Genomic DNA, 22,605 nt, shown 5'->3' with positions numbered 1-22,605 from the left:
ATGGCTCGAATATTGGATGAGATTATAAAGCAGACCAAAGAAGATTTAAAAAAAAGAAAAGCAGAATATCCATTGGAATGGCTGGGGCGTTCTCTCTCTTTCAATCCTTTTGTGCCCAAAGATGTGCAGTCTGCTTTACGCTCTACAGAAGAAAATCCTTATCGTATTATTGCTGAAATAAAAAAAGCAAGCCCAAGCAAAGGCGTGATTCGCAAAGATTTTGATCCGGTACGTATCGCGCAACAGTATGAAAAGGGCGGAGCGGATGCTCTTTCGATACTGACGGAACCGCACTTTTTTAAAGGAAATATCGAATATTTGGGCATGGTTCGCCGGTATGTGAATCTTCCCTTACTCAGAAAAGATTTCATTGTGGACAAATATCAGATTGTTGAAGCATTGGTCTATGGAGCGGATTTTATCTTACTTATCGCAAAAGCACTCTCTCGCAAAGAACTCAAAGAACTTTATGAATATGCGTTGCATATGGGGCTAGAAGTGCTTGTTGAGGTTCACGACAAAACCGATCTGATAAAAGCGATATTTGCCGGAGCCACTATTATCGGCATCAACCATAGAAATTTGGAGACTTTTGAAATGGATATGAGTCTTAGCGAAAAACTTATCCCGCTTATCCCAAATGGTAAGATTATCGTAGCTGAAAGCGGTATCAATGATCATGAGACTGTAGTTGAACTTGCCAAAATAGGAGCCGATGCTTTCTTGGTGGGCGAACATTTTATGAAACAAGAGGATGTTACCAAGGCAATTAGAGAAGTAAAGTACGGAAAGTAGTTTTATTTCAACAACAAGGGCCAACCCGGCGTATTGACCATAAAACCGACGGCCGAAACTAGTTCGGCCCTCGGTTTTTTCTTTTTAAGAAAGTAATTTTTTTACTGCCTGGTTGATGCGGCCGCCATCTGCACGGCTTCCTACGGCTGCTTTTGCCGCACCCATCACTTTGCCTATGTCAGCCATACTCGAAGCACCTGCTGAGACGATAATTTCTTTGAGTATATTTTCCAGCTCAGCATCTCCTAACGGTTCTGGCAAGTAGCTTTTTACAAGGGCAAGCTCTGCTTCTTCTTTGGCAACAAGATCATGACGTTCGGCTTCCTTGAACTGTACCAAGGCATCTTCTCTCTGTTTGGCGTATTTTAAAAGAATTTTTTCCACCTCTGCATCGGTCAGTTCTTTGCGTTCATCCACTTCAATCTGTTTGATGGCTGCTTGAATATTTCTGAGTGTGTCTCTTTTTGCATTCTCTTTGGCTCTCATCGCCTCTTTCATATCGTTCTTGATTTGTTCTTTTAGACTCATGGTCACTCCTTGTTTTTGTTTGATGAAGCCGGCTGCATCCTGTTAGCTGCCTACGTTATTGCGGCGACAGCGAACTGTTTTTTTGGTTTTGCTCGAAAAGCGTCCACCAAATGAATAGGAAGATTATACTATAATCACCCTATGATAATTACAATAGAAGATAAACAATTTGATACGGCAAAGATTACACAGCTCTATCCGGCAGCGGTTATAAAAACAGGCTATGAGGAGGAGACCACACAAGTAAGCCTTGAGTGGTTGAGCATGGAAGCCAAAGGTAAAGTAGAAGTGGTGGGATTTGGTATTTTTGTGTATTTAGGAGAAGAGGAAAAACACTCTTTTGTATTTAAAACCAAAGAAGAGATGGATGAAACCATAAAATGCATTGCTTTACAACTCCAAAAATAAATAATTTCTTTGGATTTAAGTTAGATTACCCTATCATTCGTTATTTAAAGAGGGAGTTTTGATGACTATTTTTCAACTTTTGCTTCTCGTCGTTGCGGGGACAGTTTTTTATCTTTTTTTTAAGCAGCTCTTGTCGGGAAATCACCCCAAAAGAGGCGTAGATTTTGAAGCAAAAACGGCCAACGAACAGATTGGGGGCATTTCACGGCCTGATAAAATATTTTCTACTCCCAAAGAAGAGCAGCCTGCACGGATGGAAACTCTGCTGCAGATGGCAGATGACGCTGTAGCAAAAGGAGATATGCTCGAAGCACTGAAGGCACTGCAAAGTGCACTGATTGTTGATGAAAAAAGTATTGAGACGTTGAAGCGAATCGGTTATGTTTATCTTCAAATCAAAGAATATGATAAGGCAAAAGAGGCTTATGAAAAGATACTTTTTTGGGATGAAGAAGATGATTTAGCGCATGCAAGTCTTGCCAATGCACTCTATAAGTTGGGAAAAGAAGAAGAAGCGCTTGTGCATCATGAGCGCGCTATTGCACTAGATTCTGAATATGCTCCCCATTATTTTAATTATGCCAATACGCTCTACGGTCTGGGCCGTAAAAAGTTGGCATTGGATGCATACCAAAAGGCCTACGAGCTTGATAATGCATTGAATGAAGCTAAAAAGATGATGGATCAGCTTTCAGGAGAAGCAAATGAGCAGCAGTAGTCCGTGCTTCATAAGAGAAGACGCAACAGAAGGGACCCTTTTGCGGGTAACGAACGTGTGCGGTGAGTGTTATGAAGATTTGCATACAGGAGATGAAATCTACTATGATATGCAAAATTATCGTTATGTTTGCCAAAAGTGCCAGAAAGTACTTAGTGAACGCATGAATGATCAATGCGAAACCATCGAAGAAGAAAACAAGGTGCTTTTTTAGCTCTCAAAAATATAATTAACAGCATTGATATAGCTTAGGCTGTTAAGGCTTTCGTTTTTGTAGGCAATATCAAACGCAGTGCCGTGATCAACCGATGTTCTAAGGATAGGCAGGTTTAAAGAAATATTGATCCCTTCGTCAAAATAGAGCGCCTTAAGAGGAGCCAGCCCCTGGTCGTGGTACATAGCAATATAGTGCGTATAATTTTTTCTGACTTTGGGAGTAAAGGCAACATCCGGTACAAGCGGGGAAGTAAATATTTTATGTCCGATATGCCGGTGTGCATTTTTAATAGCCTGTTGAATGATAGATTCTTCATTCCCCAAAACGCCGTCATCTCCTGCATGAGGATTGAGCCCCAGAACGGCTACATTCTTAGTGGGTTTTATCGCAAGATAAAAGTCAATCAAAAAGCGTGTCAAATCTTTTTCATTGATGCAGCCAGCCACTTCTTTGAGAGGAATATGCTCAGTAAAAAGTGCTACGTACATTTGCGGACAACCAAGCATCATGATGGCGTCACGCCCAAAAAAATCCCTAAGAGCATCAGTGTGCCCTTTATATTTTACGCCCGCAAGCTCCCATGCTTTTTTATGGATAGGAAGAGTGGTGATAGCCTCTACGTTGTTTGTTTTTGCAAGCTGAACTGCTTTAACAAAAGAAGCATAGGCATAAGCACCGCTCTTTTTAGAGACTACTCCGGGCTGTATATCAAAAGAAGGCGCAATGGCATCAACGGTTCGAAAATCCAAAGGTATTTCAAGCTGCAGTTTATTTGCCGCCTGCTTTAACATGACAGGATCGATACAATACAACGGAGAAACTTTTTTGGAAATGACAGCATGATTGCGTAAAGCAAGTTCTATGCCTATACCGTTTAGATCGCCGATACTGATAGCTACTTTTTTTTGCATCATCGTAAAAGCAAGGCTTTCATATCAAGTATGGCTTGTTCGAGTCCGGTAAACACAGAGCGTGCAATGATGCTTTGGCCGATATTAAGCTCCTCGATGGTCTCTATGGCAACGATTTCTTTGACATTTTGATAATTCAGTCCATGCCCTGCTGCAACCTTAAGTCCCGTTTTGACAGCTTCACCGCTTAACCATTTGATATTTTTCAATTCATTTTCAAGCATCTGCTTTAAGGTGCTTCTTGGAAGTTCAAGTTCGAGAATGCTATGGTGTGTCTTGGCCAGATTGCCATAGAGCATCGCATAAAGATTGGCATATTTTCCTGTATGAAATTCTATCCATTCTGCCCCGACTGTGTTTGCTTTTTGTACAGTATTGAGATCGGGATCTATAAAAAGGGAAACCTCTATTTCATTATGCTGCAGTTTTTTGATCGCATCTAAAAGTAAAGGCTGATCGCCCAGGATGGCAAGTCCCCCTTCCGTTGTAACTTCTTCGCGTTTTTCAGGCACCAGGGTAACGCGGTGAGGTTTGAGGGTGCAGGCTATGTCTATCATCTCAGGAGCAATGGCGCATTCAAGGTTGACCGGCAAAAAAGAGTGTTTAATGATGTGCAGTGCGTCACTGTCTTGCATGTGCCGTCTGTCTTCACGCAAATGTATAGTGATCTGATCTGCTCCTGCACGTTTGCAAATCCCCAGAGCATCCAACGGATCAGGATCTCCATTTTTTCGTGCTTCTCTTAGCACAGCGATATGATCGATATTTACGCCTAATTGCATTGTAAACCCTTTAGTTATTTAAAAATATTATAGCAAAAGTTTTTAAGACAGGATTTATGCAGCAATCTTTTTGTCAAACAATTCCTCTAAAAAAAACAAAGAGGATATCGGTTAAAAATATGGATTTAACTAATAGTGTGATAAAATCGCGAAATTATTAAAGTTACAAAAGGCTTGTTTATGGCAAAAAGAAATATCAAAAAAGCAGTATTGGCGTATAGCGGAGGACTTGACACAAGTATCATCCTTAAATGGCTTCAAGATGAGTATCAGTGCGAGGTGGTAACTTTCACTGCCGATCTTGGACAGGGAGAAGAGGTAGAACCTGCACGTAAAAAAGCGATAAGTTTGGGCATAAAAGAGGAAAACATTTTTATTCTGGATCTGCGTGAAGAGTTTGTCAAGGACTTTGTTTTTCCTATGTTTAGGGCCAATGCCATTTATGAAGGCGAGTATCTTTTGGGTACTTCTATCGCTAGACCGCTTATTGCCAAAAAACAGATTGAGATTGCCAAGCAAACAGGTGCTGATGCGGTAAGCCACGGCGCAACAGGAAAAGGAAATGACCAGGTTCGTTTTGAGCTTGGATACCTAAGCCTTGATCCGGATATTGCTGTGATTGCTCCTTGGAGAGAGTGGGACCTTAACAGCCGTGAAAAGCTTTTGGCGTACGCAGAAGAGCATGGTATTGAGATTGATAGAAAAGGAAAAAAATCTCCATACTCTATGGATGCCAACCTTTTGCATATCTCGTATGAGGGCCAAATCCTTGAAGATCCAAGTGCCGAGCCTGAAGAAGATATGTGGCTATGGACCACTGCACCCGAAAATGCACCGGACCAAGCTGAATATATCACTATCGGGTATAAAAAAGGTGACCCTGTCGCTATCAACGGCAAAGAGATGACTCCCGCAACGATATTAAAAACATTGAATGAGTATGGAAACAAGCACGGGATCGGGCGCGTGGATATCGTAGAGAACCGTTATGTGGGAATGAAAGCCAGAGGATGCTACGAAACGCCGGGAGGAACTATCATGCTCAAAGCACACAGGGCAATCGAGTCAATTACGCTTGACAGAGAAGAGGCTCACCTTAAAGATGAAATGATGCCAAAGTACGCATCGTTGATCTACAATGGGTATTGGTGGTCTCCGGAAAGAAAAATGCTCCAAGCGGCGATCGATGCAACGCAAGAAAATGTAGAGGGTGAAGTGAAGCTTAAACTCTATAAAGGAAGCGTAACTGTCGTGGGAAGAAAATCAGACACGTCACTCTACAGTGAAGCACACTCAACTTTCGAAGAAGACGAAGTGTACAATCAGGCAGATGCAGAAGGTTTTATTAGATTGAATGCATTGAGATTTATCATAGAAGGCAAAAAGCAGCCTGAGCGTATCGCTTCTTTGATCGGAAAAACCAAAAAACTTTAATTTGTTCTGCCGGAGATGGTCCTTCCGCCAAAAAGCGGAGAAACCTTGTCTCTTTGCAGCAAGCACAAACATTCATCGCATTCGCAAAAAGAAACGTTGCTACTTCAGTATTTTTTCCATCCGTGCCAAAACATCTGAGGGCTTAAACTCGATTAGCCTGTCCCTATAGAGAATATGAGGAATCAGTTCAAGCAGAATATACAGCAATCCCAGTACGGGATAGAATGCATAGAACTCTTTTTTAAAGCTTTCAAAATCATATTTTTGGATAAACCATACTTGAGCACTCTCAACCCCATGATCAAACAGCAGTACTTCCAGCGCAAAAATAAATCCCCATGCTGTGTAGGTCAGAGCACTGATCAGCAGCACCCCTTCTATCCCAAAAAGAATCATCATGATTGCTAAAAAAAGCATGAAAAAAAGTGCAAAAGTTTTAAATCCAATCCAAGCAAAAACGACCAGTACCGAAAAGATAAAAAGAAGGCTGCCAAGCAGAAAAAAAAGTTCCAAATATGTTTGCTGCTGGGTAAATGAGGGACTATAGACTGCGCCCAGCAGGATGAGCGCAAAGATAGCAACGGCAGTCATTACAAAATAAATAGGCTCTTTCATGGCTTTTTAATTTGCATTCACAGGTTTTTTTATGCCTCTATCTCATAAAGCCGTATAAGACTTTTTACATCGGGCTTTCTTCCCAGCCAATCCTCATAAAGACGGCTCATCTCTTGCGAACCCCCCTTGGACAGGATATGTTCTTTGTAGCCTCTGGCTTGGATTTTATTGAAGCCTTCGTCTTCATCAAGGCATTCAAAAAAAGCATCCGCACTGAGAACTTCGGCCCATTTATAGCTGTAGTATCCTGCCGCATATCCTCCCGCAAAGATATGCGAAAAACCATGTTGAAATTTGCTGTAGCTTGGGGGCTTCAGCACGGCAGTAGTCTTTCTTATCGTATCAAGCAGGGATTGTATCTCATCTTTTTGATGTAGTTTTTGATGAAGCTTAAAGTCAAAGAGTGCAAATTCTATCTGTCTAAGCATCCCCAGGGCGGCTTGGAAGTTTTTGGTCTCTTTGATTTTGTTCAAGAGGAGATCGTCAATGGGCGCACCGCTTTTGTAATGATATGCAAAACGTTTCAGTATGGTACCCTCATAGGCAAAATTTTCCAAAAATTGCGAAGGAAATTCTACCACATCCCATGCAACAGCATTGATGCCCGAAACCGAGCGTTCTTTGCTTTTGCCAAAAAGATGATGGATGGCGTGCCCCATTTCATGAAAGAGGGTGACTACATCATCGTGGCGCAACAAAGAAGGCGTTTCTTTAAAAGAGGGCGAGAAATTGCAAACGACAAAAGCAGAAGGAAGATGTTTTTCCCCCTGAGCGTCAATATAGTGTGTCTCCCAATCATTCATCCAAGCACCGCCCTGTTTTTCTTTGCGCGCTTCAAGATCAAAATAGATGCGCCCTGCAAGCATATCGTTTTCATAGATATCAAAACATTTTACACACGAATGCCAGATTGGTACATCCACCCGCTCAAAGGCAACATCAAACAGTTCGGTAACAATCTCAAGCAGTCCATTTAAAACATTGCTTTGTTTAAAATAGGGCTTGGTCATAGTGTCATCGAAATCAAATTTTTCTTTTTTGAGTTTTTCGCTGTAGTAGGCCACATCGTAACTTTCAAGTGAGTGAATACCGTCTGTTTTTTGGGCAAAAGCAGACAGCTCTTCGAGCTCTTTTTTGGCTTGGGGAAGCGCTTGCATGGCCAATGCTTCCAAAAATGCTATGACATCTTCTTGTGCAGGGGCATCTCTTTTTTCAAGAGCGTATTGGGCATAATTATCAAAGCCAAGCAGTTGCGCTTTTTCATTTTTGAGTTTTAAAATCTTGTCGATCACCTCTGCATTTTCGGGAGCGCGCGTGTTATATGCTTTGTAAAGCTTTTCTCTGTATTTACGGTTTGGCCCGTAGGTCATATAGGCAAGATAGCTGGGGATTTGAAGTGAAAATGTATACACAGTTTTCCCATCAGTCTCTTCTGCGGCTGCATCGATATCGCTTTGCGGCAGTCCGCTTACATCTTTTGCATCTTCTACGGTAAGCTCATAGGCCTTGGTTGCATTGAGAAGGTTCTGTGAAAATTGATTGCCAAGTTCACTCAGCTGCAAAACAATCTCTTCCATTCTTTTCTTTTTTTTATCAGGAAGATTGATGCCCGAGAGAACAAAATCTCTTATTTCATGCTTTAATACTGTTTGGGCTTCTTCATTATTTGTTTGGATCTGTTCTATTTTTTTAAATAATGCAACATTTTGTGCCATTTGTGAAGAAAATTTTGAAAGCAAAGGGAGGCACTCTTCGTAGGCTTTTTGTGTTTGCGGTGCGTTCATCACGGAGTTAAGATGCGCAAGCGGTGTAAAAAAGAGTCCCAACTCTTCATCTAGATCCTGCAATGGCTTGAAGACTTTTTCATAACTGTTTTCATCACTTTTTGTGATATTGTCTATAGTTTCTCTGTGTCTGTTGAGTATCGCCTCAAGCTGTTGAGGAAATGTTTCCAAATCATGGATGGCAAATGGCTGAAACATGGTAATTTGTCCGTTCTATTTTTTACCGATTGTAGCATAAAAACTTTAGAGACATTTTTGGAAAAAGTGTGAGAAAAAAATTATCATCTAATCCCTAGTAAAAATTCGATAAAATAGCAGTATTCTATGCGTCAAAGGAAATAAGATGAAAGTATTGCTCATAAAAGATGTAAAAACGCTCGGCAAAGCCGGAGAGATAAAAGAAGTGAAAGATGGATACGGACAAAATTTTCTCATAGGAAAAGGTCTGGCAAAATTAGCGACACCTCAAGTCATGGAAAACTGGAAGACAGAACAGGAAAATGCAGCGCGCGAACTCAGAGACGAGTTGGCTAGACTTCAGGCTGAAAAAATTACACTTGAAGCGGAAACGATCAAGATAAAAAAACCTTTGGCTCCGGTAGGCATACAGGGTTCAGTCGGAAATGGCGATATCTCACAAGCCATTGAAGAGCAGTTTGACATCGCGCTTGACAAAAAACATATCGGTCTTAAAAAAGCTATTAAATCTACAGGCATTCATGAGGTGGATGCAAAACTGGGACATGGTATTCATGCAATACTCAGGATAGAAGTGATGGGCGTATAATGTTTGAAGCGACAACGATACTCGGTTACAGAGGTGAAGGAAAAGCAGTCATTGGCGGAGATGGGCAGGTGACCTTTGGCAGCACCGTACTTAAAAGTAATGCCACAAAGATCCGCACACTCTTTGAGGGTAAAGTCTTAGCAGGATTTGCCGGAAGTACCGCGGATGCTTTTAATCTTTTTGATATGTTTGAAACGATACTTGCAGAAAAAAAAGGTGATCTTTTTAAGTCGGTCATTGCTTTTTCTAAGATGTGGAGAAAAGACAAGCAGCTGCGTCAGCTTGAAGCGATGATGATTGTGCTCAACAAAGAGCATATCTTTATACTTAGCGGAACAGGGGATGTGGTTGAGCCTCAAGATGGAAAGATTGCTGCCATAGGGAGCGGCGGAAACTATGCTATCTCGGCGGCAAGAGCATTGGAAAAACATGCCGATCTTGATCCGAGGACACTGGTGCAAGAATCACTTGAAGTCGCAGGCGAACTCTGCATCTATACCAATAAAAATATTAAAATTCTAGAGTTGTGATGCTGCGCAAAATGCTCAACACAAGAGCAAAATAAAAATTGAGAAAAAAGATGAAAAGGAATATTTTTTGGAGAATTTAACACCTAAAGAGATCGTTGCCTATCTTGATAAATATGTCATAGGGCAGAATGATGCCAAAAAGACTATTGCTGTGGCATTAAGAAACCGCTACAGAAGAATGCAGCTCAATCCTCAGATGCAGCATGACGTAGTGCCTAAAAACATCCTGATGATAGGCAGTACAGGCGTGGGAAAAACAGAAATTGCAAGAAGATTGGCAAAAATGATGAATTTGCCTTTTATTAAAGTAGAGGCAAGCAAATACACGGAAGTTGGATTTGTAGGGCGCGATGTAGAGTCGATGATACGTGATTTGGTTTCTGTGTCTATGGGTATTGTGCGTGAGAGCGAAAAAGAGAAAAACAAAGAGAAGATAGAAAATTATATTGAAAACAAAATTATTGAAAAGCTTTTACCGCCGCTTCCTGCCGGAGCAAGTGAGCAAAAAAAACAAGAATATGATGCCTCTTTTTTAAGAATGCAGGAAAAATTTGCAAAAGGAGAACTGGATCATCTGAAAATCAAAGTCGAGATGCCAAAAAATCCAAGCTTCTCCGAAGAAGGCCTTCCTCCCCAGATGATTCAGGTCCAAGAATCCATCGTTAAGGTACTGGGCGGCTACGGTAAAAAAGGTCCCGAAAAGGAAGTTACGGTAAAAGAAGCAAAGAAGATACTTGAGGCAGAGGCGAGTGAAGCGCTTTTGGATGAGGAGCAGCTTAAGGCCATAGCGCTTGAAAAAGTAGAAAAAGGAGGAATTGTCTTTCTTGATGAAATAGACAAGATAGCCGTCTCTTCCGGATCACAAAGCAGACAAGACCCAAGCAAAGAAGGCGTACAGAGAGATTTGCTTCCTATTGTTGAGGGGTCTTCGGTGCATACAAAAGCGGGCATGGTAAAAACGGACCATATTTTGTTTATTGCAGCAGGCGCGTTTCATCTTTCCAAGCCCAGCGACCTTATTCCTGAACTCCAGGGACGTTTTCCTTTGCGAGTAGAGCTTGACAGCTTGGATGAAGAGACGCTTTATCGTATCTTAACCGAGCCTAAAAATTCGCTTATGAAGCAATATGAAGCATTGATGGGTGTAGAAAATGTTGATTTGTGCTTTGAGGAAGAGGCATTGCGCGCTATTGCGCATTATGCTTTAATTGCCAATGAAAAGACGGAAGATATAGGAGCCAGACGGCTCCATACTGTGATGGAAAAAATTCTTGAAGAAATAAGTTTTAGTGCTGATGAACATGCCGGAGAACGAATTGTAGTAGATAAAGCACTTGTAACAGAAAAAATAGGCAAAGTGGTTGAAGATGTAGATGCCACAAGATATATATTATAAAAAGAGGATGGTCGATGTTTGATAAGAGCGTAGGTACGAAAGCGGGGTTTGTAGCGGTAGTGGGGCGTCCCAATGCAGGAAAAAGCACTTTGCTAAATTATGTGGTGGGTGAAAAACTTGCAATGGTTTCCAAAAAAGCGCAGGCTACGCGAAAACGAATGAACATTATTGTAATGCATGAAAATACACAGATCATTTTTGTAGACACCCCGGGCATTCACCAAAAAGAGAGATTGCTTAACCAATTTATGTTAGATGAAGCACTCAAAGCAATGGGAGACAGTGATCTTATTGTTTTTTTGGCACCGGTTACAGACAAATTGACAGAATATGAAAAGTTTTTAGCTCTTGTCCAGGCAAAGGGAACAAAACACATTGTGGTGTTGACCAAGATCGATCATGCCAAACAGGAAGATATTCTTAAAAAACTTGGAGAATACCAAAAGTATCAAGATCGTTTTGAAGCCATTATCCCTTTTTCTGTCAATAAAAAAGTCGGGAAAAAGCAACTGCTTGATGAAATAGCCAAGCACTTGCCCTATTCTCCTTTTTTGTATGACACTGAAATACTTACAACGGATAACATAAGAGATATCTATAAAGAACTCATTCGTGAATCTATCTTTGAAAATCTTAGCGATGAGATACCCTATGAAAGTGACGTGACCATTGAACGCATCGAAGAGAGCGATGAAATGGATAAAGTTTTTGCCACTATTATTGTAGAAAAAGAGACACAAAAAGGGATGATAGTCGGCCAAAAAGGAGTAGGCATCAAGCGTGTAGGCAAGTCCGCCCGCGAGCAGATGGAGCTTTTTTCAGGCAAAAAAATCTTTTTAGATTTGCATGTCGCAGTTAAAAGAGGATGGAGTAAAAACAAAGAAGGCCTTGAAGAGTTTGGATATATTGTATAAAACTGCAATCAATATCACAAGAAAACTTAAAATGAAGAATGATTTTAAATAAAATCATTTATTTATGTAAGACAGTTTTAATATTATAACATATATAATTGGTCAAGAAGGAAGGGAGTCGAGGATGTTTTTAAAAAAAAGTTCATCAAAATCAGATATTAAAAATATTGTTACGCTCAATGCTTACGCAAGTAAAGCTTACCTGTTTAAAGATGACAAGTTTCAGTCTTTAAATAAATTTACTTATAACACTTCAAATTTTATTGCATCTTATTTGGGCAATAAGGATGTTATCAGTACAACAATACGTTTAAGCCGCAGTATTCCGCAGGAAGATATCGCTGATATACTTGATATAAAAGCCTATGAAGAGTTGGGTTTAGATCAGGCCAATAGATATATTATAAGTTTTTTTGAAGCAGAAGATGCGGGAGAAGAACGGATATTTCATATCTTTGTTGCCGAGCCTGAGGTTTTAGAGCATCTCTATTTTCCTGTTAAGCAGCAAACCAAATATATTGATCTTGTTATTCCTGCTCCGCTTTTATATAAGGCGTTGTATAAAAAAGAGATTTTACAAGCAAGCGGTATCCATTGTTTTATCTATTTTACCGGCAATGATGCTTTTGTAGCCCTTTATAAAAACGGGCACTATCTTTATTCTAAATCTATAGAATTTTCCCTTGAGCAGATTTATGAAAAATATTGTGAAATTGTCGGCGAAAAAGCGGATGAAAAAATATTTTATGCTGCTTTAGAGCATGAAGGGCTCAAAACAACTGATCCGCGATTCCAAAAAACTTTTATGAAAATATTCGGCGAAATATTTATTCACATTAACGATATACTTATTTATGCCAAAAGAGCTTTTGGGCTAGACGGCGTAGACCAAATGTATATCGGCAGTGAGAGCGGACCAATCGTAGGGCTGGATGAATACAGTCAAAACTATTTAGGGCTGTCCTCTTCGGGGTTAAATTTTAACTATAAAATAGATAATAATGAGCGGCATATTGATCAATTGCAGTATTTGATGCTGCTTAATTCTTTTGATTATATTGAGAATGAAGAGTCTGTTGTAAATTTGACAATGTTCCCTCGTCCGCCTGCATTCGTCAATCGTGCAAGCGGACAATTTATTATCGCAACGGTTGCTGCTGTTTCGTTAGGTTTGGCCTATCCTTTGGTTTATCTTGTAGGATCGTATGTGAATGATGCTAAAATTTACGCACTAACGATTGAAGATAATAAATTAACTGCAGAATCAAATAAATACAAGCAAATACTTGGGGAAAAGAAAAAAGAAATTTCAGCATTGGATGAAAAGATTGTACGATTGAAAGAGAAGTATCATGCAAAAACCGCTACGCTTGTTTCAATTTATAACAAAAAAGTAAATTATCGTTTAAAATCTGAGATACTTCATGTTGTTGCAGAAGAGTTAAGCCGATATGGCGTTCATGTAGAAAAACTCCAGAGCAAGGACAATGCCTTTTTACTCTCTTTGGTAAGCTCTGAAGACAGAAAGCTTACTGAATTGATTCATTATATTTCAGAAAAGCACTTTGATGAAATGAATCAAATTGATATTGAATTAATTCAAAAAGACCCTGTGAGTAATTACTACAAGGGTCTGCTAAAGGTTGATTTCAGATGAAATACATAGAAGACAGACTCGAAGCCATGGATGAGTATTTTGCTCCCAAAAAAGGGAGTGAAAAGTGGTTGATTATTTTAGGAATGGCTGGAATTATCAGCTATTTGGCCTATGCTTATTTGCTCCCTTACACGGAAAAAATGTTTCAAAAAAGTGAAGCAAACAAAAAAAGCATACAAAAAAGCATTATAGATCATACTACCTATCTTGATTCCATTACAGTCGGGGGAGACCGAAATTTTTATGTCAAAAAATATGACAATGATATCGTTCAAAAAAAACAAAATATTGCCGATTTAAATTATAAAATAAAATTTATTGACAGTAATCTTGATAAACTTTCAGACATGCTGTTCAATCAAAAAAGCTGGTCTAGATTTTTGAATTCAATTACCGACAAAGCAGAAGTGCAAAATGTAGATATCAGATATATCACAAACCGTTATGCAGACAACAATGGAAGCTTTGGATATGTTTTGGAGGTAGGGGTAGGATGCAAAGGCAATTATAAAGACATAGTAAAGTTCATGAATGAAATTGAACAAAATGTTTTGGTAACAGACATTTACGGCGCCAATCTTTTCTTGGATGCCAATTCCTCAAAGATAAATGCCGACATTAACATTTCAGTATGGGGGATTAATCATTGATGAAAAAGATAATTTTTATACTCTTGAGTGTTGCGGCTTGTGCTTATGCTGAGTTGTCTGTTAAGCAGATTGAAGAAATGGTAGTTAAGATTCATGAAAAAAGAGAAGGCTTAAAGCTTGAAGCATTGGAAACAACAAAAGAGCCTTTTGTGGCCTTAACCAATGAAAACAATATGACTACTTTTGGTGTCCCCAAAGAGGCAGAAGAAGCAAAGTTGTCCCTGCATGGGATAATGAACGGCAAAGCATATATCAATGAGGGATGGATGAATGTCGGCGATAATGTGATGGGATATACCTTGAAATATGTCGGCAAAAAAGGTGTTGTGCTAAGAAATGCCAATAAAATAAAGAAATTATTTCTACATAAAAAAAGAGATGATTTTATTATAGTAGAAGGAAGGTAAAAAAATGAAAAAAGTACAGAAAAAAGGGATAAATTTTTTTGTTGCATTTGGTCTATTTTTGGGAATGTTTAATGTTTTAAATGCCGACGAATGTTCCACAAAATTATTTAGCGTAACTGTTGATAGCAAATTAAGCATAGGCGACGTGATTGAAAATCTAGCCGATACATGCAGTTTGTCGGTTATTGTAAAAGATGACGCAGCCAAAATGAGAATGAACAAGAAGCTTTACTATGTGAAATTAAAAAACAGCACCCTGAAAGGTTTTTTAAATACAATTCTTAAAGATAACGACCTCCACTATACATTGATCGGAAACAAACTGGAAATTTCATATTTAATCACGCGAACATTTCGTATTCACTATATTTCCGGAAAAAGAACAGGAAAAAGCAATGCGCATGTAACCATCGCAAATTCAAATAATGCAGCTGCTTCAACCGGAGGCGGCACTCAAGAGGGAGGAACCGGTGCAACAAGCAGAACGGGCATCTCAATTGAAAGCAATGATGAATTTGTTTTTTGGCAAACCGTTGAAAAAGAGATTCAGCGTATTCTGATAGGCGCGGGAGACGGAAGCACGCATTATGCTAAAACCGGTCAGGGATGGACAGGTCCTGACGGTCAGGTATGGGAATACAATCCATTGGCCCCAATTATCAATGCGGAAGCAGGGATGGTAACAGTAACGGGAACTGATCAGCAGATCAACAGGGTTGCAAGATATATAGACACCCTTTCTCAGCAGATTAAATCACAGGTACTGATAGATGTACGCATTTTAACAGTGACTTTTGATGACAGTAAAACAACAGGTGTTGACTGGTCGCAACTTTACGGATTGCAGAACGTTACGGTCAACTCTTTGGCAATGGCGCAAAAAAATATAAGCTCTTTCACTTTTGACAATGTAGACGGTATTACGGATGCAACATTTGCTGAAGATACAAGACCGCGCAACGGCCAACTGATAAATATTACAGGAAGAACCGAAGTGTCTGATGTGGTAAAATTTTTAGGTACGCAAGGCGATGTAAAGTCTATCTCCAGCCCAAGGGTAATGACGCTGAACAACCAGCCGGCACTGATCAGTGTCGGAAAAGAACTGTTTTATAAGATAAAATCAGCCACGACAACCACAAGCGGAGGCGGCACGAGTGCAGCAGAAGGAGAGTTGGTTGATTCTGTTTTTGCCGGAATATTGCTTGATATTACACCCGAGATTGATGCAAACGGCATGATTACGCTAAAGATCAATCCTTCTATTTCCGATACAGTAGAAGCAGTACAAAGCGATTCGGGTGTCAGAACAATCCCGCCTGACTTGATAAGAAGACAGATCGCTTCTGTTATCAAGGTAAAAGACGGAGAGCATGCGATATTGGGGGGATTGATTTCTTCTAAATCCGGTGTTGAAATCAATAAGGTACCGCTATTGGGGGATTTGCCTTTGTTGGAGTATGCATTTAAAAACGAAAAAAAGATCAATACGATTGAAGAGTTGGTATTAATTATTACACCCCATGTTGTAAAAAATTCTAAATCGGTGTCACTCAAAGATTTGGGTTATTCAAAAGTTAATGAAAAGTAGATATGAGGCCGCCAAAAATGTATTCATCGATTCTATAGATATCGATGATTACATAGAACTTGATTCCGCCAAGTCGGCATACGGGAGGTTGCAGCACAGCCTTGATAAACCGTTAAAGATGATTTTGCTTTTCGGTAGGCCCGGCACAGGCAAAAGTATACTCCTTAATCGTATTTTTACAAAATTAAAATATCAAAAAGAGATTTATTATTTTGATACCCCTTCTGTTACAGAGAAAGAATTTTTCCATAAATTATTTAAAGTTTTAACCAAGCAGGATCTGCCACGCAACACAGAAGTCAATTTTTCCGCATTGGTCAACTTTTGTAAAGAGTTAAGAGGCAAAAGAGAAATTATTATCCTCCTTGATGAGGCTCAAATGTATGGCCCTCAGATGATGGAAAAAATCAGGCTCCTTTCTGATAGCAGAAGTGTAAAGTTTGTTGTCTCTCTGCATAAGACGGAGGATGAGGATCTTATTGCCAAAGAGCATTTTCAATCCCGTATTTGGGAAGTTATTGAATTGAAGAATGCAACCAAAGAAGACCAGACTGCTTATGTGCACAAAAAATTGCTTAAAAAAAATCTTTTTGAAATTGCAAACAGCATTAAAGAAAAAGATATGAAATTGATTCATACTTTCACGCAAGGAAATTATAGAGAATGCAATAAGCTGCTTTTTACCATTTTTGAAATTTGTGAATATTATGATAAAAATGAGCCGATTAAAATCAATTATGAAAAGATACCAAAACGCATTATCGAAATGGCAGCATTGAAATTAGGATATATTCATGTATGACATTAAGCCTTTAGAAGAAGAGTGGAAAAAATATAAAAGAAAAAAAATGAAACCATGGTACATTTTGATAGCTACCTCATTGTTTACCGTAGCTATTGTTTTGCTTTTGTTGCCTTATGAAGATGATTTTGTTCGTTTTTTAAAAAAGAAGACGGAAGCAAAAACTGAAATTGAAGTTCAGCGTCAAAATCCGGTGCTGATCGAAAGCAAAAATGAACATAATCAAAGTACTGTTTTGCTGAACGGGCCGATACGTACATTGGAGGTTTATCCTCCCAAAGAAGAAAAAAAAGAGATGCCTGCGCCTGAAACAATGATCCAGGCAGATCCTTACGATATCGCTCAGGAGGTATCGGTTCTTGAAGAAGAAGAGGCGCCCTTCCAGACACAAATAAGTGAGCCTGTGCCTAAAAAAGAAATACAGAAAAAAAGAGTACATTTAAATATTATTGAGACAACAAGCACTGCAGCATATCAAGAGGTTGAAAAACGTTTTTATGAATCTCGTGATGTTGAGGATGCTCTTTTTCTGGCAAAAAGTTATTTCAATCAAGGGAAATATCAAAAAGCCGAATATTGGGCTTTGCAAACCAATAAAGTAAATAGCAGCATTGAAGAATCCTGGCTAATATCTGTCAAATCTAAATTAAAACTTGGCCGGAAAAATGAAGCCATGCGTACTTTAACGGCTTATATACAAAAAACAGATTCTAGGCAGGCTAAAAAACTAATGGAACAGATTAAAAATGGTTCTTTTTAGAGTAAAAAATCATTTTTATTGTTATCATCTATCTTATAATAATAGTGTTAGTAAAAAAGGAGTTCCTGTATGGTGAAAATCATTGAAATGATGCTTGCTGAAAACGTAATTACAAAGGATGCTGTTTCTGTATTGATAAAAAGCAGACCTCCTAAAAAAATTTCTATCGCCAATCTTATCAATGAAAATGTGATTGATTTGCAAACCGTAGAAACATTTTTGGTTAAAAAAATAAGACAGGGCGCCATTTCATTGTCTCATTTGGAAATGATAGACGGTATTAATATTGATCCCATTGTTAAAGAGGTTGCAAACGTTTTGCGCGTAGAATATATTGATTTGGATGAAGTTGAAATAGATATGCATCTTTTTTCAAAAATACCCTATAGGCAGTTGCTTAAATTTCATGCAATCCCCATAGAAGAGGGCGAACTGAGTGTATTGGTTGTTTTTGATGATCCTTTGGATATGGCAGCACAGGATGCAATTCAGCGTCTTTTTCCAAAGAAACCTATGCGCATCGCTATTGCTAGGCCCCAGCAGATACAAAAACACTTGCAGCGCCTGGAAATCAATGAGAGTATTAAAGGTTTGGTCGCTGATATTCGTAAAGATTTAAATCAGGAAGGGATTGCCGAAGAGGGGGATGAATCTCCTGCTGTTTTAAAATTGATTGATATTATTCTTAAGTCGGCCATTTATATCGGTGCAAGTGATATACATATTGAGGCAAGTGAAAAAAACTGTATAGTCAGAGAACGTATAGATGGACTTTTGCGTCAAAGTTTTACATTTGATAAAGATATTTTCAATCCCCTTGCTTCACGCATGAAATTGCTTTCAAATTTGGATATTGCAGAAAAAAGAAAGCCTCAAGACGGCAGATTTTCGGCGACTATCACCAAAAAAGATTTTGATTTCAGGGTGTCTAGTCTGCCCACTATTTATGGCGAATCAATTGTTTTGAGAATTTTGGATAAATCAAAAGCCATGATACGGCTAGAAGAGGCAGGGATGAGTAAATTCTGCTATGACCGATTTACCGAATCCATTAAAGTGCCTTACGGGATCATATTGGTAACAGGACCAACCGGTTCTGGTAAAACTACAACCCTCTATGGTGCACTCAATGCCATTAAAGATATAAAAGATAAGATTATTACCGTTGAAGACCCTGTAGAGTATCAGATGAGCGGACTGCAGCAGGTTCAAGTGCATCCTGCTATCGGACTTACCTTTGCCAATATTTTACGATCTATCCTTAGGCAGGATCCCGATAAGATCATGATAGGGGAAATTCGTGACCAAGAAACTTTGCGCATCGCTATACAGGCTGCTTTGACAGGCCACCTGGTTCTTTCTACTTTGCATACCAACGATGCACTGTCTGCTGTGATAAGAATTTTAGACATGGGGATAGAGTCGTACTTGGTAAGCGGAGCACTCGTAGCCATACAGGCGCAGAGGCTTGTAAGAAAAATATGCAAGCACTGCAAAGAGGAGACAGTGCTTCCTGAGGCTCTTTTGAGGGATATTCAAGAGTATCTTCCTCAAAATCCTGTTTTTTATAAAGGCGCAGGGTGTAAAGAGTGCGGACACAGTGGCTACGCGGGTCGCGAAATGATTTCAGAAGTGCTGACCATCAGTGAAACCTTTTCCAGAATGATTGCTGCAGCAGCTCCAAAAGAGGAAATGGCAAGACAGGCTGTTAAAGAGGGATTTATTACGATGTTTGAAGATGGTATACACAAAGCCTTGGAAGGCAAAACAACCATAGAAGAAATTTATAGGGTAGCGAAACTGTAATGAAATATTTTAATGTAACGATGATGGATAAGGGAAAAAAGCGCCGAGAGTTGATCAAGGCAAAAGATAAGATGTCGGCAATCAAATCGGTTAAACAAAAATTTCCGTATACACAGGTAATAAAATCTGAAGAAACATCAGCGCCGGCAGGCGAAATTTTAGGTAATTTTTTTCAAGGGGTCAGGAAATCATTTAAAACCAAAATTCCGATCAATGACAAAATATCAACCATACGACAAATAGCAGTTATGACCAATGCCGGCATTGCCATTAACGATACGTTGCAGGATGTTGCCGATAATACGCAAAATATACAGCTTAAAGAAATTTATACAAATATACACAACGATATCAATGCGGGAAACAGTATGTCCGATGCGATGGAGCCATATCGAAATGAGTTTGGGCATGTTGCACTTGCCATGACGAAGCTCGGAGAAAGAACAGGAAATGTTCCGGATTCTTATTATAAACTCGCCGGTATTTTAGAAAATATACGAAACAATACTGCCAAATTTAAAAAAGCCATCAGGACGCCTCTAATCACTTTAGCGGCTATGGCAATCGCATTCACAATACTTATTATGGTGGTTGTACCAAAATTTAAAGATATATTTGCAAAATTCAAAACAGAGCTGCCTGTGCCGACACAAATTCTTTTGATGCTGGAGCATGCTTTTAGCCACTATGGGCTCTATCTTCTTGTAGGGCTTATTGTAATGATTGTTTCTATAAAATATTTTTATACCAATAATGAGGATTTTAAATATCAAATAGATAAAATTATGATCCATCCGCGTTTTTATCTGATCAATAAAGCCATTTTCCTTTCTAGTATGCATAAATACAATCTTGTATTTAGTGAATTAGTCAAAGCAGGTATCCCTGTTTCTGAAGCACTCAATACAGCAGTAGGTATGGTGGACAACTTGGCAATTAAAGAACAATTGCTCACTGTCAATGCAAATATAGGCCGAGGGATGAACCTTGCTGAAGCATTTGAAATTACGGGTCTTTATGAAAATATGCTGCTGCAGATGATCAGGGCCGGAGAAGCAGGTGGGCAGCTTGATGCAATGCTGGAAAAAGTGACAGAATACTATGATATGCAGTTTCAAGAGCTGATTGACAATCTTGCGACGTATATTGAGCCTATTATGCTCTTCTTTATCGCAGGATTGGTATTGCTTATGGCTCTAGGGATTTTTATGCCGATGTGGGACCTTGGAAAAGCGGTTAAGGGCCGTTAAAACTCGTCGGGATAATTATTTCCCGGCGAGCATAAAAAAATTTGAAAAAAATCTTACAGCCTATGATGCTTAACGGCTCTTTCTAGATCTTCGGGAGTGTCTATCCCAAAACTTTGTGTTTGCACTTCTGTCATGGCTATTTTGTAGCCGTGATAAAGAGCGCGAAGCTGTTCTAGTTTTTCTATATGCTCAAGGGGAGCCGGAGGAAGTGAGCAAAATAGTTCTAACGAGTTAACAGTAAAGCCATAAATGCCAAGATGTCCTTTATAGTGATCGAAATGATGGTCTCTGGGGTAAGGTATTTTGGCTCTAGAAAAGTAAAGGGCGATATCATCTCTGTCTGTAACCACTTTGACAAGATTGGGATCATCCGCTTCAGGATTTGAGATGTATTTATAGCATGAATTCATCATGATTTCTTTTTCATCTTTGTTTTTTTGTGTCAGATGATAGATGGCTCTCACCACATCTGTCTCTATAAAAGGCTCATCTCCTTGAACATTGATAACAATTTCATTACCGGGCAGACCAAGTTTTTGCACAGCCTCATAAATACGGTCTGTGCCGCTTTGGTGGTGTTCGGAAGTCATGACAGCATCAATACCGTACTCTTTTGCGATAGCTATAACTTCTTGTGAATCCGTAGCGATCACAACCTTGTCTATACTGTCAACCGCCATCGCAGTGCGTATCACCATGGGGATACCCCCGATCTCTGCTAATACTTTATTTGGAAAGCGGCTGGAACCTATGCGAGCCGGAACAATAATCATAACGCACCCTTTTATTTTAATGTGATATTATACCACTAGATTTTATAAGGACAGCTAGATGAAACAAGCACTTTTTCTTCTTAATATGGGGGGGCCAAGCAATATACCGGAAGTAAAACTTTTTTTACAAAATATGTTTTCGGATAAAAATATTTTACCCGTAAATCCTCTGGCACGGAAGCTCATTGGTACAATTATTGTGAAAAAAAGATTGCATGAGGCCGAAGAAAATTATCAAGCACTGGGAGGAAAATCCCCCTTGCTTGAATTAACAATAAAACTGATTGAAAAATTACAGTCAAAATTGAATATGCCTATTTACCCTGCAATGCGCTATGTGCCGCCCTTTGCGACAGAATCGCTTGAGAAATGCAAAGAAGAGGGCATTGAAGAGCTTATTTTATTTCCGCTTTATCCGCAATATTCCACCACCACTACACTCTCTTCCTATGAAGATATTCAAGAACGTTGCAGCGCGTTAGGCTATGCCCCGAAACTGACTTTGATTGATCCGTATTACGATGAGTATGAATACATAGAAGCCAGCTGCGAAAAAATCCTTGAAGCGATTGACGGAAAAGAGAGCAAGCTGTATGACCTGCTGCTTTCAGCTCATGGATTACCTGTGAGCATTATCGAAGCAGGCGACCCCTACCAAAGACACGTAGAAGCCAATGTCAGTGCAATCAAAATTTATCTTAAAGCAAAAGGTATTGAGTTTAACAGTATTAAACTAGTCTATCAGTCGAAAGTGGGTCCTTCGGCTTGGCTTGAGCCGAGTCTGGCGGATATTTTGCGCAACCCGACGAATAAAAAAGTGGTTATTTATCCTTTGGCTTTTACCATCGACAACTCCGAAACGGTATATGAGTTGGGAATAGAACATGCAGAGATTGCAAGAAAAATAAAATATGAAGACTATAAGGTGGCTTCCTGCATGAATGACAGTGATAAATTTGTAGAATTTATTGTTCAAAAAGTGAAACTGGCCCAAGGCAACTATTCTAAAACAGAGAAAACGAGGTAGAGCAGAAAGTTTAAAGCGCCTCTTCGTCTTCTTNNATAGCTTCAATTTTTTTCATAATTTACC

General features: G+C 39.3%; 24 protein-coding genes. 18 read left to right on the top strand and 6 right to left on the bottom strand.

All coding sequences use genetic code 11. The features are described 5' to 3' along the window. On the top strand, positions 1–795 hold the full coding sequence (locus tag CFH81_03925) for an indole-3-glycerol phosphate synthase (protein ID DAB40654.1): 795 nt from the start codon (positions 1–3) through the stop codon (positions 793–795). A gap of 84 nt (positions 796–879) precedes the next feature. Here CFH81_03925 and CFH81_03920 read toward each other — a convergent pair whose 3' ends face one another. Next, the gene (locus CFH81_03920) at positions 880–1,323 is read right to left on the bottom strand and encodes a glutamyl-tRNA amidotransferase (GenBank protein ID DAB40653.1); all 444 of its coding nucleotides are present in this window, start codon (positions 1,321–1,323) and stop codon (positions 880–882) included. Between the two features lie 141 nt (positions 1,324–1,464). Between CFH81_03920 and CFH81_03915 the strand changes: the two genes are divergently transcribed. The 3 genes from CFH81_03915 (at position 1,465) to CFH81_03905 (ending at position 2,663) form a co-directional block, all read left to right on the top strand. Beyond that, complete coding sequence (locus CFH81_03915; GenBank protein DAB40652.1) at positions 1,465–1,731, top strand: phosphomannomutase; 267 nt, start codon at positions 1,465–1,467, stop codon at positions 1,729–1,731. A gap of 61 nt (positions 1,732–1,792) precedes the next feature. Beyond that, complete coding sequence (locus CFH81_03910; protein ID DAB40651.1) at positions 1,793–2,449, top strand: hypothetical protein; 657 nt, start codon at positions 1,793–1,795, stop codon at positions 2,447–2,449. Next, the gene (locus CFH81_03905; GenBank protein DAB40650.1) at positions 2,436–2,663 is read left to right on the top strand and encodes a hypothetical protein; all 228 of its coding nucleotides are present in this window, start codon (positions 2,436–2,438) and stop codon (positions 2,661–2,663) included. Before CFH81_03910 ends, CFH81_03905 begins: the two co-directional genes overlap by 14 nt. Here the strand turns inward: CFH81_03905 and pdxA are convergent. Beyond that, positions 2,660–3,580 (bottom strand): 4-hydroxythreonine-4-phosphate dehydrogenase PdxA, encoded by a 921-nt coding sequence (gene pdxA / locus CFH81_03900; protein ID DAB40649.1) that lies wholly within the window; start codon positions 3,578–3,580, stop codon positions 2,660–2,662. The genes CFH81_03905 and pdxA overlap by 4 nt on opposite strands. Further along, positions 3,577–4,359 (bottom strand): pyridoxine 5'-phosphate synthase, encoded by a 783-nt coding sequence (locus CFH81_03895; GenBank protein DAB40648.1) that lies wholly within the window; start codon positions 4,357–4,359, stop codon positions 3,577–3,579. The genes pdxA and CFH81_03895 overlap by 4 nt, the downstream gene beginning before the upstream one ends. A 180-nt stretch (positions 4,360–4,539) precedes the next feature. Here CFH81_03895 and CFH81_03890 point away from each other — a divergent pair, with 180 nt between their 5' ends. After that, on the top strand, positions 4,540–5,793 hold the full coding sequence (locus CFH81_03890) for an argininosuccinate synthase (GenBank protein DAB40647.1): 1,254 nt from the start codon (positions 4,540–4,542) through the stop codon (positions 5,791–5,793). A 99-nt stretch (positions 5,794–5,892) separates the two neighbouring features. Here CFH81_03890 and CFH81_03885 read toward each other — a convergent pair whose 3' ends face one another. Next, positions 5,893–6,408 (bottom strand): hypothetical protein, encoded by a 516-nt coding sequence (locus CFH81_03885; protein DAB40646.1) that lies wholly within the window; start codon positions 6,406–6,408, stop codon positions 5,893–5,895. 29 nt (positions 6,409–6,437) lie between these two features. Continuing rightward, on the bottom strand, positions 6,438–8,390 hold the full coding sequence (locus CFH81_03880) for a peptidase M3 (protein DAB40645.1): 1,953 nt from the start codon (positions 8,388–8,390) through the stop codon (positions 6,438–6,440). Positions 8,391–8,535: 145 nt separating this feature from the next. Here CFH81_03880 and rplI point away from each other — a divergent pair, with 145 nt between their 5' ends. The 12 genes from rplI (at position 8,536) to CFH81_03820 (ending at position 20,742) form a co-directional block, all read left to right on the top strand. Further along, entirely contained in the window at positions 8,536–8,979 is a 444-nt protein-coding gene (rplI, locus tag CFH81_03875; protein DAB40644.1) for a 50S ribosomal protein L9, read from the top strand. Continuing rightward, positions 8,979–9,509 carry an HslU--HslV peptidase proteolytic subunit gene (locus CFH81_03870; GenBank protein DAB40643.1) on the top strand — a complete coding sequence of 177 codons (531 nt, stop codon included), beginning with the start codon at positions 8,979–8,981 and terminating at the stop codon, positions 9,507–9,509. Before rplI ends, CFH81_03870 begins: the two co-directional genes overlap by 1 nt. A 67-nt stretch (positions 9,510–9,576) precedes the next feature. Then, positions 9,577–10,905, top strand: coding sequence for an HslU--HslV peptidase ATPase subunit (locus CFH81_03865; protein ID DAB40642.1), 1,329 nt, complete (start codon positions 9,577–9,579; stop codon positions 10,903–10,905). Positions 10,906–10,919: 14 nt separating this feature from the next. Next, on the top strand, positions 10,920–11,819 hold the full coding sequence (locus tag CFH81_03860) for a GTPase Era (GenBank protein ID DAB40641.1): 900 nt from the start codon (positions 10,920–10,922) through the stop codon (positions 11,817–11,819). Between the two features lie 124 nt (positions 11,820–11,943). Further along, on the top strand, positions 11,944–13,476 hold the full coding sequence (locus CFH81_03855; protein ID DAB40640.1) for a hypothetical protein: 1,533 nt from the start codon (positions 11,944–11,946) through the stop codon (positions 13,474–13,476). After that, a complete protein-coding gene (locus CFH81_03850; protein ID DAB40639.1) occupies positions 13,473–14,126 on the top strand; it encodes a hypothetical protein in 654 nt (217 codons plus the stop codon). Before CFH81_03855 ends, CFH81_03850 begins: the two co-directional genes overlap by 4 nt. Beyond that, the gene (locus CFH81_03845) at positions 14,126–14,533 is read left to right on the top strand and encodes a hypothetical protein (protein DAB40638.1); all 408 of its coding nucleotides are present in this window, start codon (positions 14,126–14,128) and stop codon (positions 14,531–14,533) included. Before CFH81_03850 ends, CFH81_03845 begins: the two co-directional genes overlap by 1 nt. A 4-nt stretch (positions 14,534–14,537) precedes the next feature. Continuing rightward, complete coding sequence (locus CFH81_03840; GenBank protein ID DAB40637.1) at positions 14,538–16,124, top strand: pilus (MSHA type) biogenesis protein MshL; 1,587 nt, start codon at positions 14,538–14,540, stop codon at positions 16,122–16,124. Beyond that, positions 16,114–16,926, top strand: a complete 813-nt coding sequence (locus tag CFH81_03835) for an AAA family ATPase (GenBank protein DAB40636.1) — start codon at positions 16,114–16,116, stop codon at positions 16,924–16,926. Before CFH81_03840 ends, CFH81_03835 begins: the two co-directional genes overlap by 11 nt. Then, positions 16,919–17,686, top strand: coding sequence for a hypothetical protein (locus tag CFH81_03830; GenBank protein ID DAB40635.1), 768 nt, complete (start codon positions 16,919–16,921; stop codon positions 17,684–17,686). Before CFH81_03835 ends, CFH81_03830 begins: the two co-directional genes overlap by 8 nt. Before the next feature lie 69 nt (positions 17,687–17,755). Next, complete coding sequence (locus CFH81_03825; GenBank protein ID DAB40634.1) at positions 17,756–19,492, top strand: general secretion pathway protein GspE; 1,737 nt, start codon at positions 17,756–17,758, stop codon at positions 19,490–19,492. Further along, positions 19,492–20,742, top strand: coding sequence for a type II secretion system protein F (locus tag CFH81_03820; protein DAB40633.1), 1,251 nt, complete (start codon positions 19,492–19,494; stop codon positions 20,740–20,742). The genes CFH81_03825 and CFH81_03820 overlap by 1 nt, the downstream gene beginning before the upstream one ends. Positions 20,743–20,795: 53 nt before the next feature. Here CFH81_03820 and kdsB read toward each other — a convergent pair whose 3' ends face one another. Further along, positions 20,796–21,515, bottom strand: a complete 720-nt coding sequence (gene kdsB / locus CFH81_03815; GenBank protein ID DAB40632.1) for a 3-deoxy-manno-octulosonate cytidylyltransferase — start codon at positions 21,513–21,515, stop codon at positions 20,796–20,798. Between the two features lie 58 nt (positions 21,516–21,573). Here kdsB and CFH81_03810 point away from each other — a divergent pair, with 58 nt between their 5' ends. Beyond that, positions 21,574–22,542, top strand: a complete 969-nt coding sequence (locus CFH81_03810; protein DAB40631.1) for a ferrochelatase — start codon at positions 21,574–21,576, stop codon at positions 22,540–22,542. Positions 22,543–22,605 lie beyond the last annotated feature (63 nt).

Source organism: Sulfurovum sp. UBA12169, assembly GCA_002742845.1.
GTDB lineage: Bacteria > Campylobacterota > Campylobacteria > Campylobacterales > Sulfurovaceae > Sulfurovum.
The sequence above is the reverse complement of the archived record's forward strand: the minus strand, read 5'-3'. Positions and strand labels throughout refer to the sequence as shown.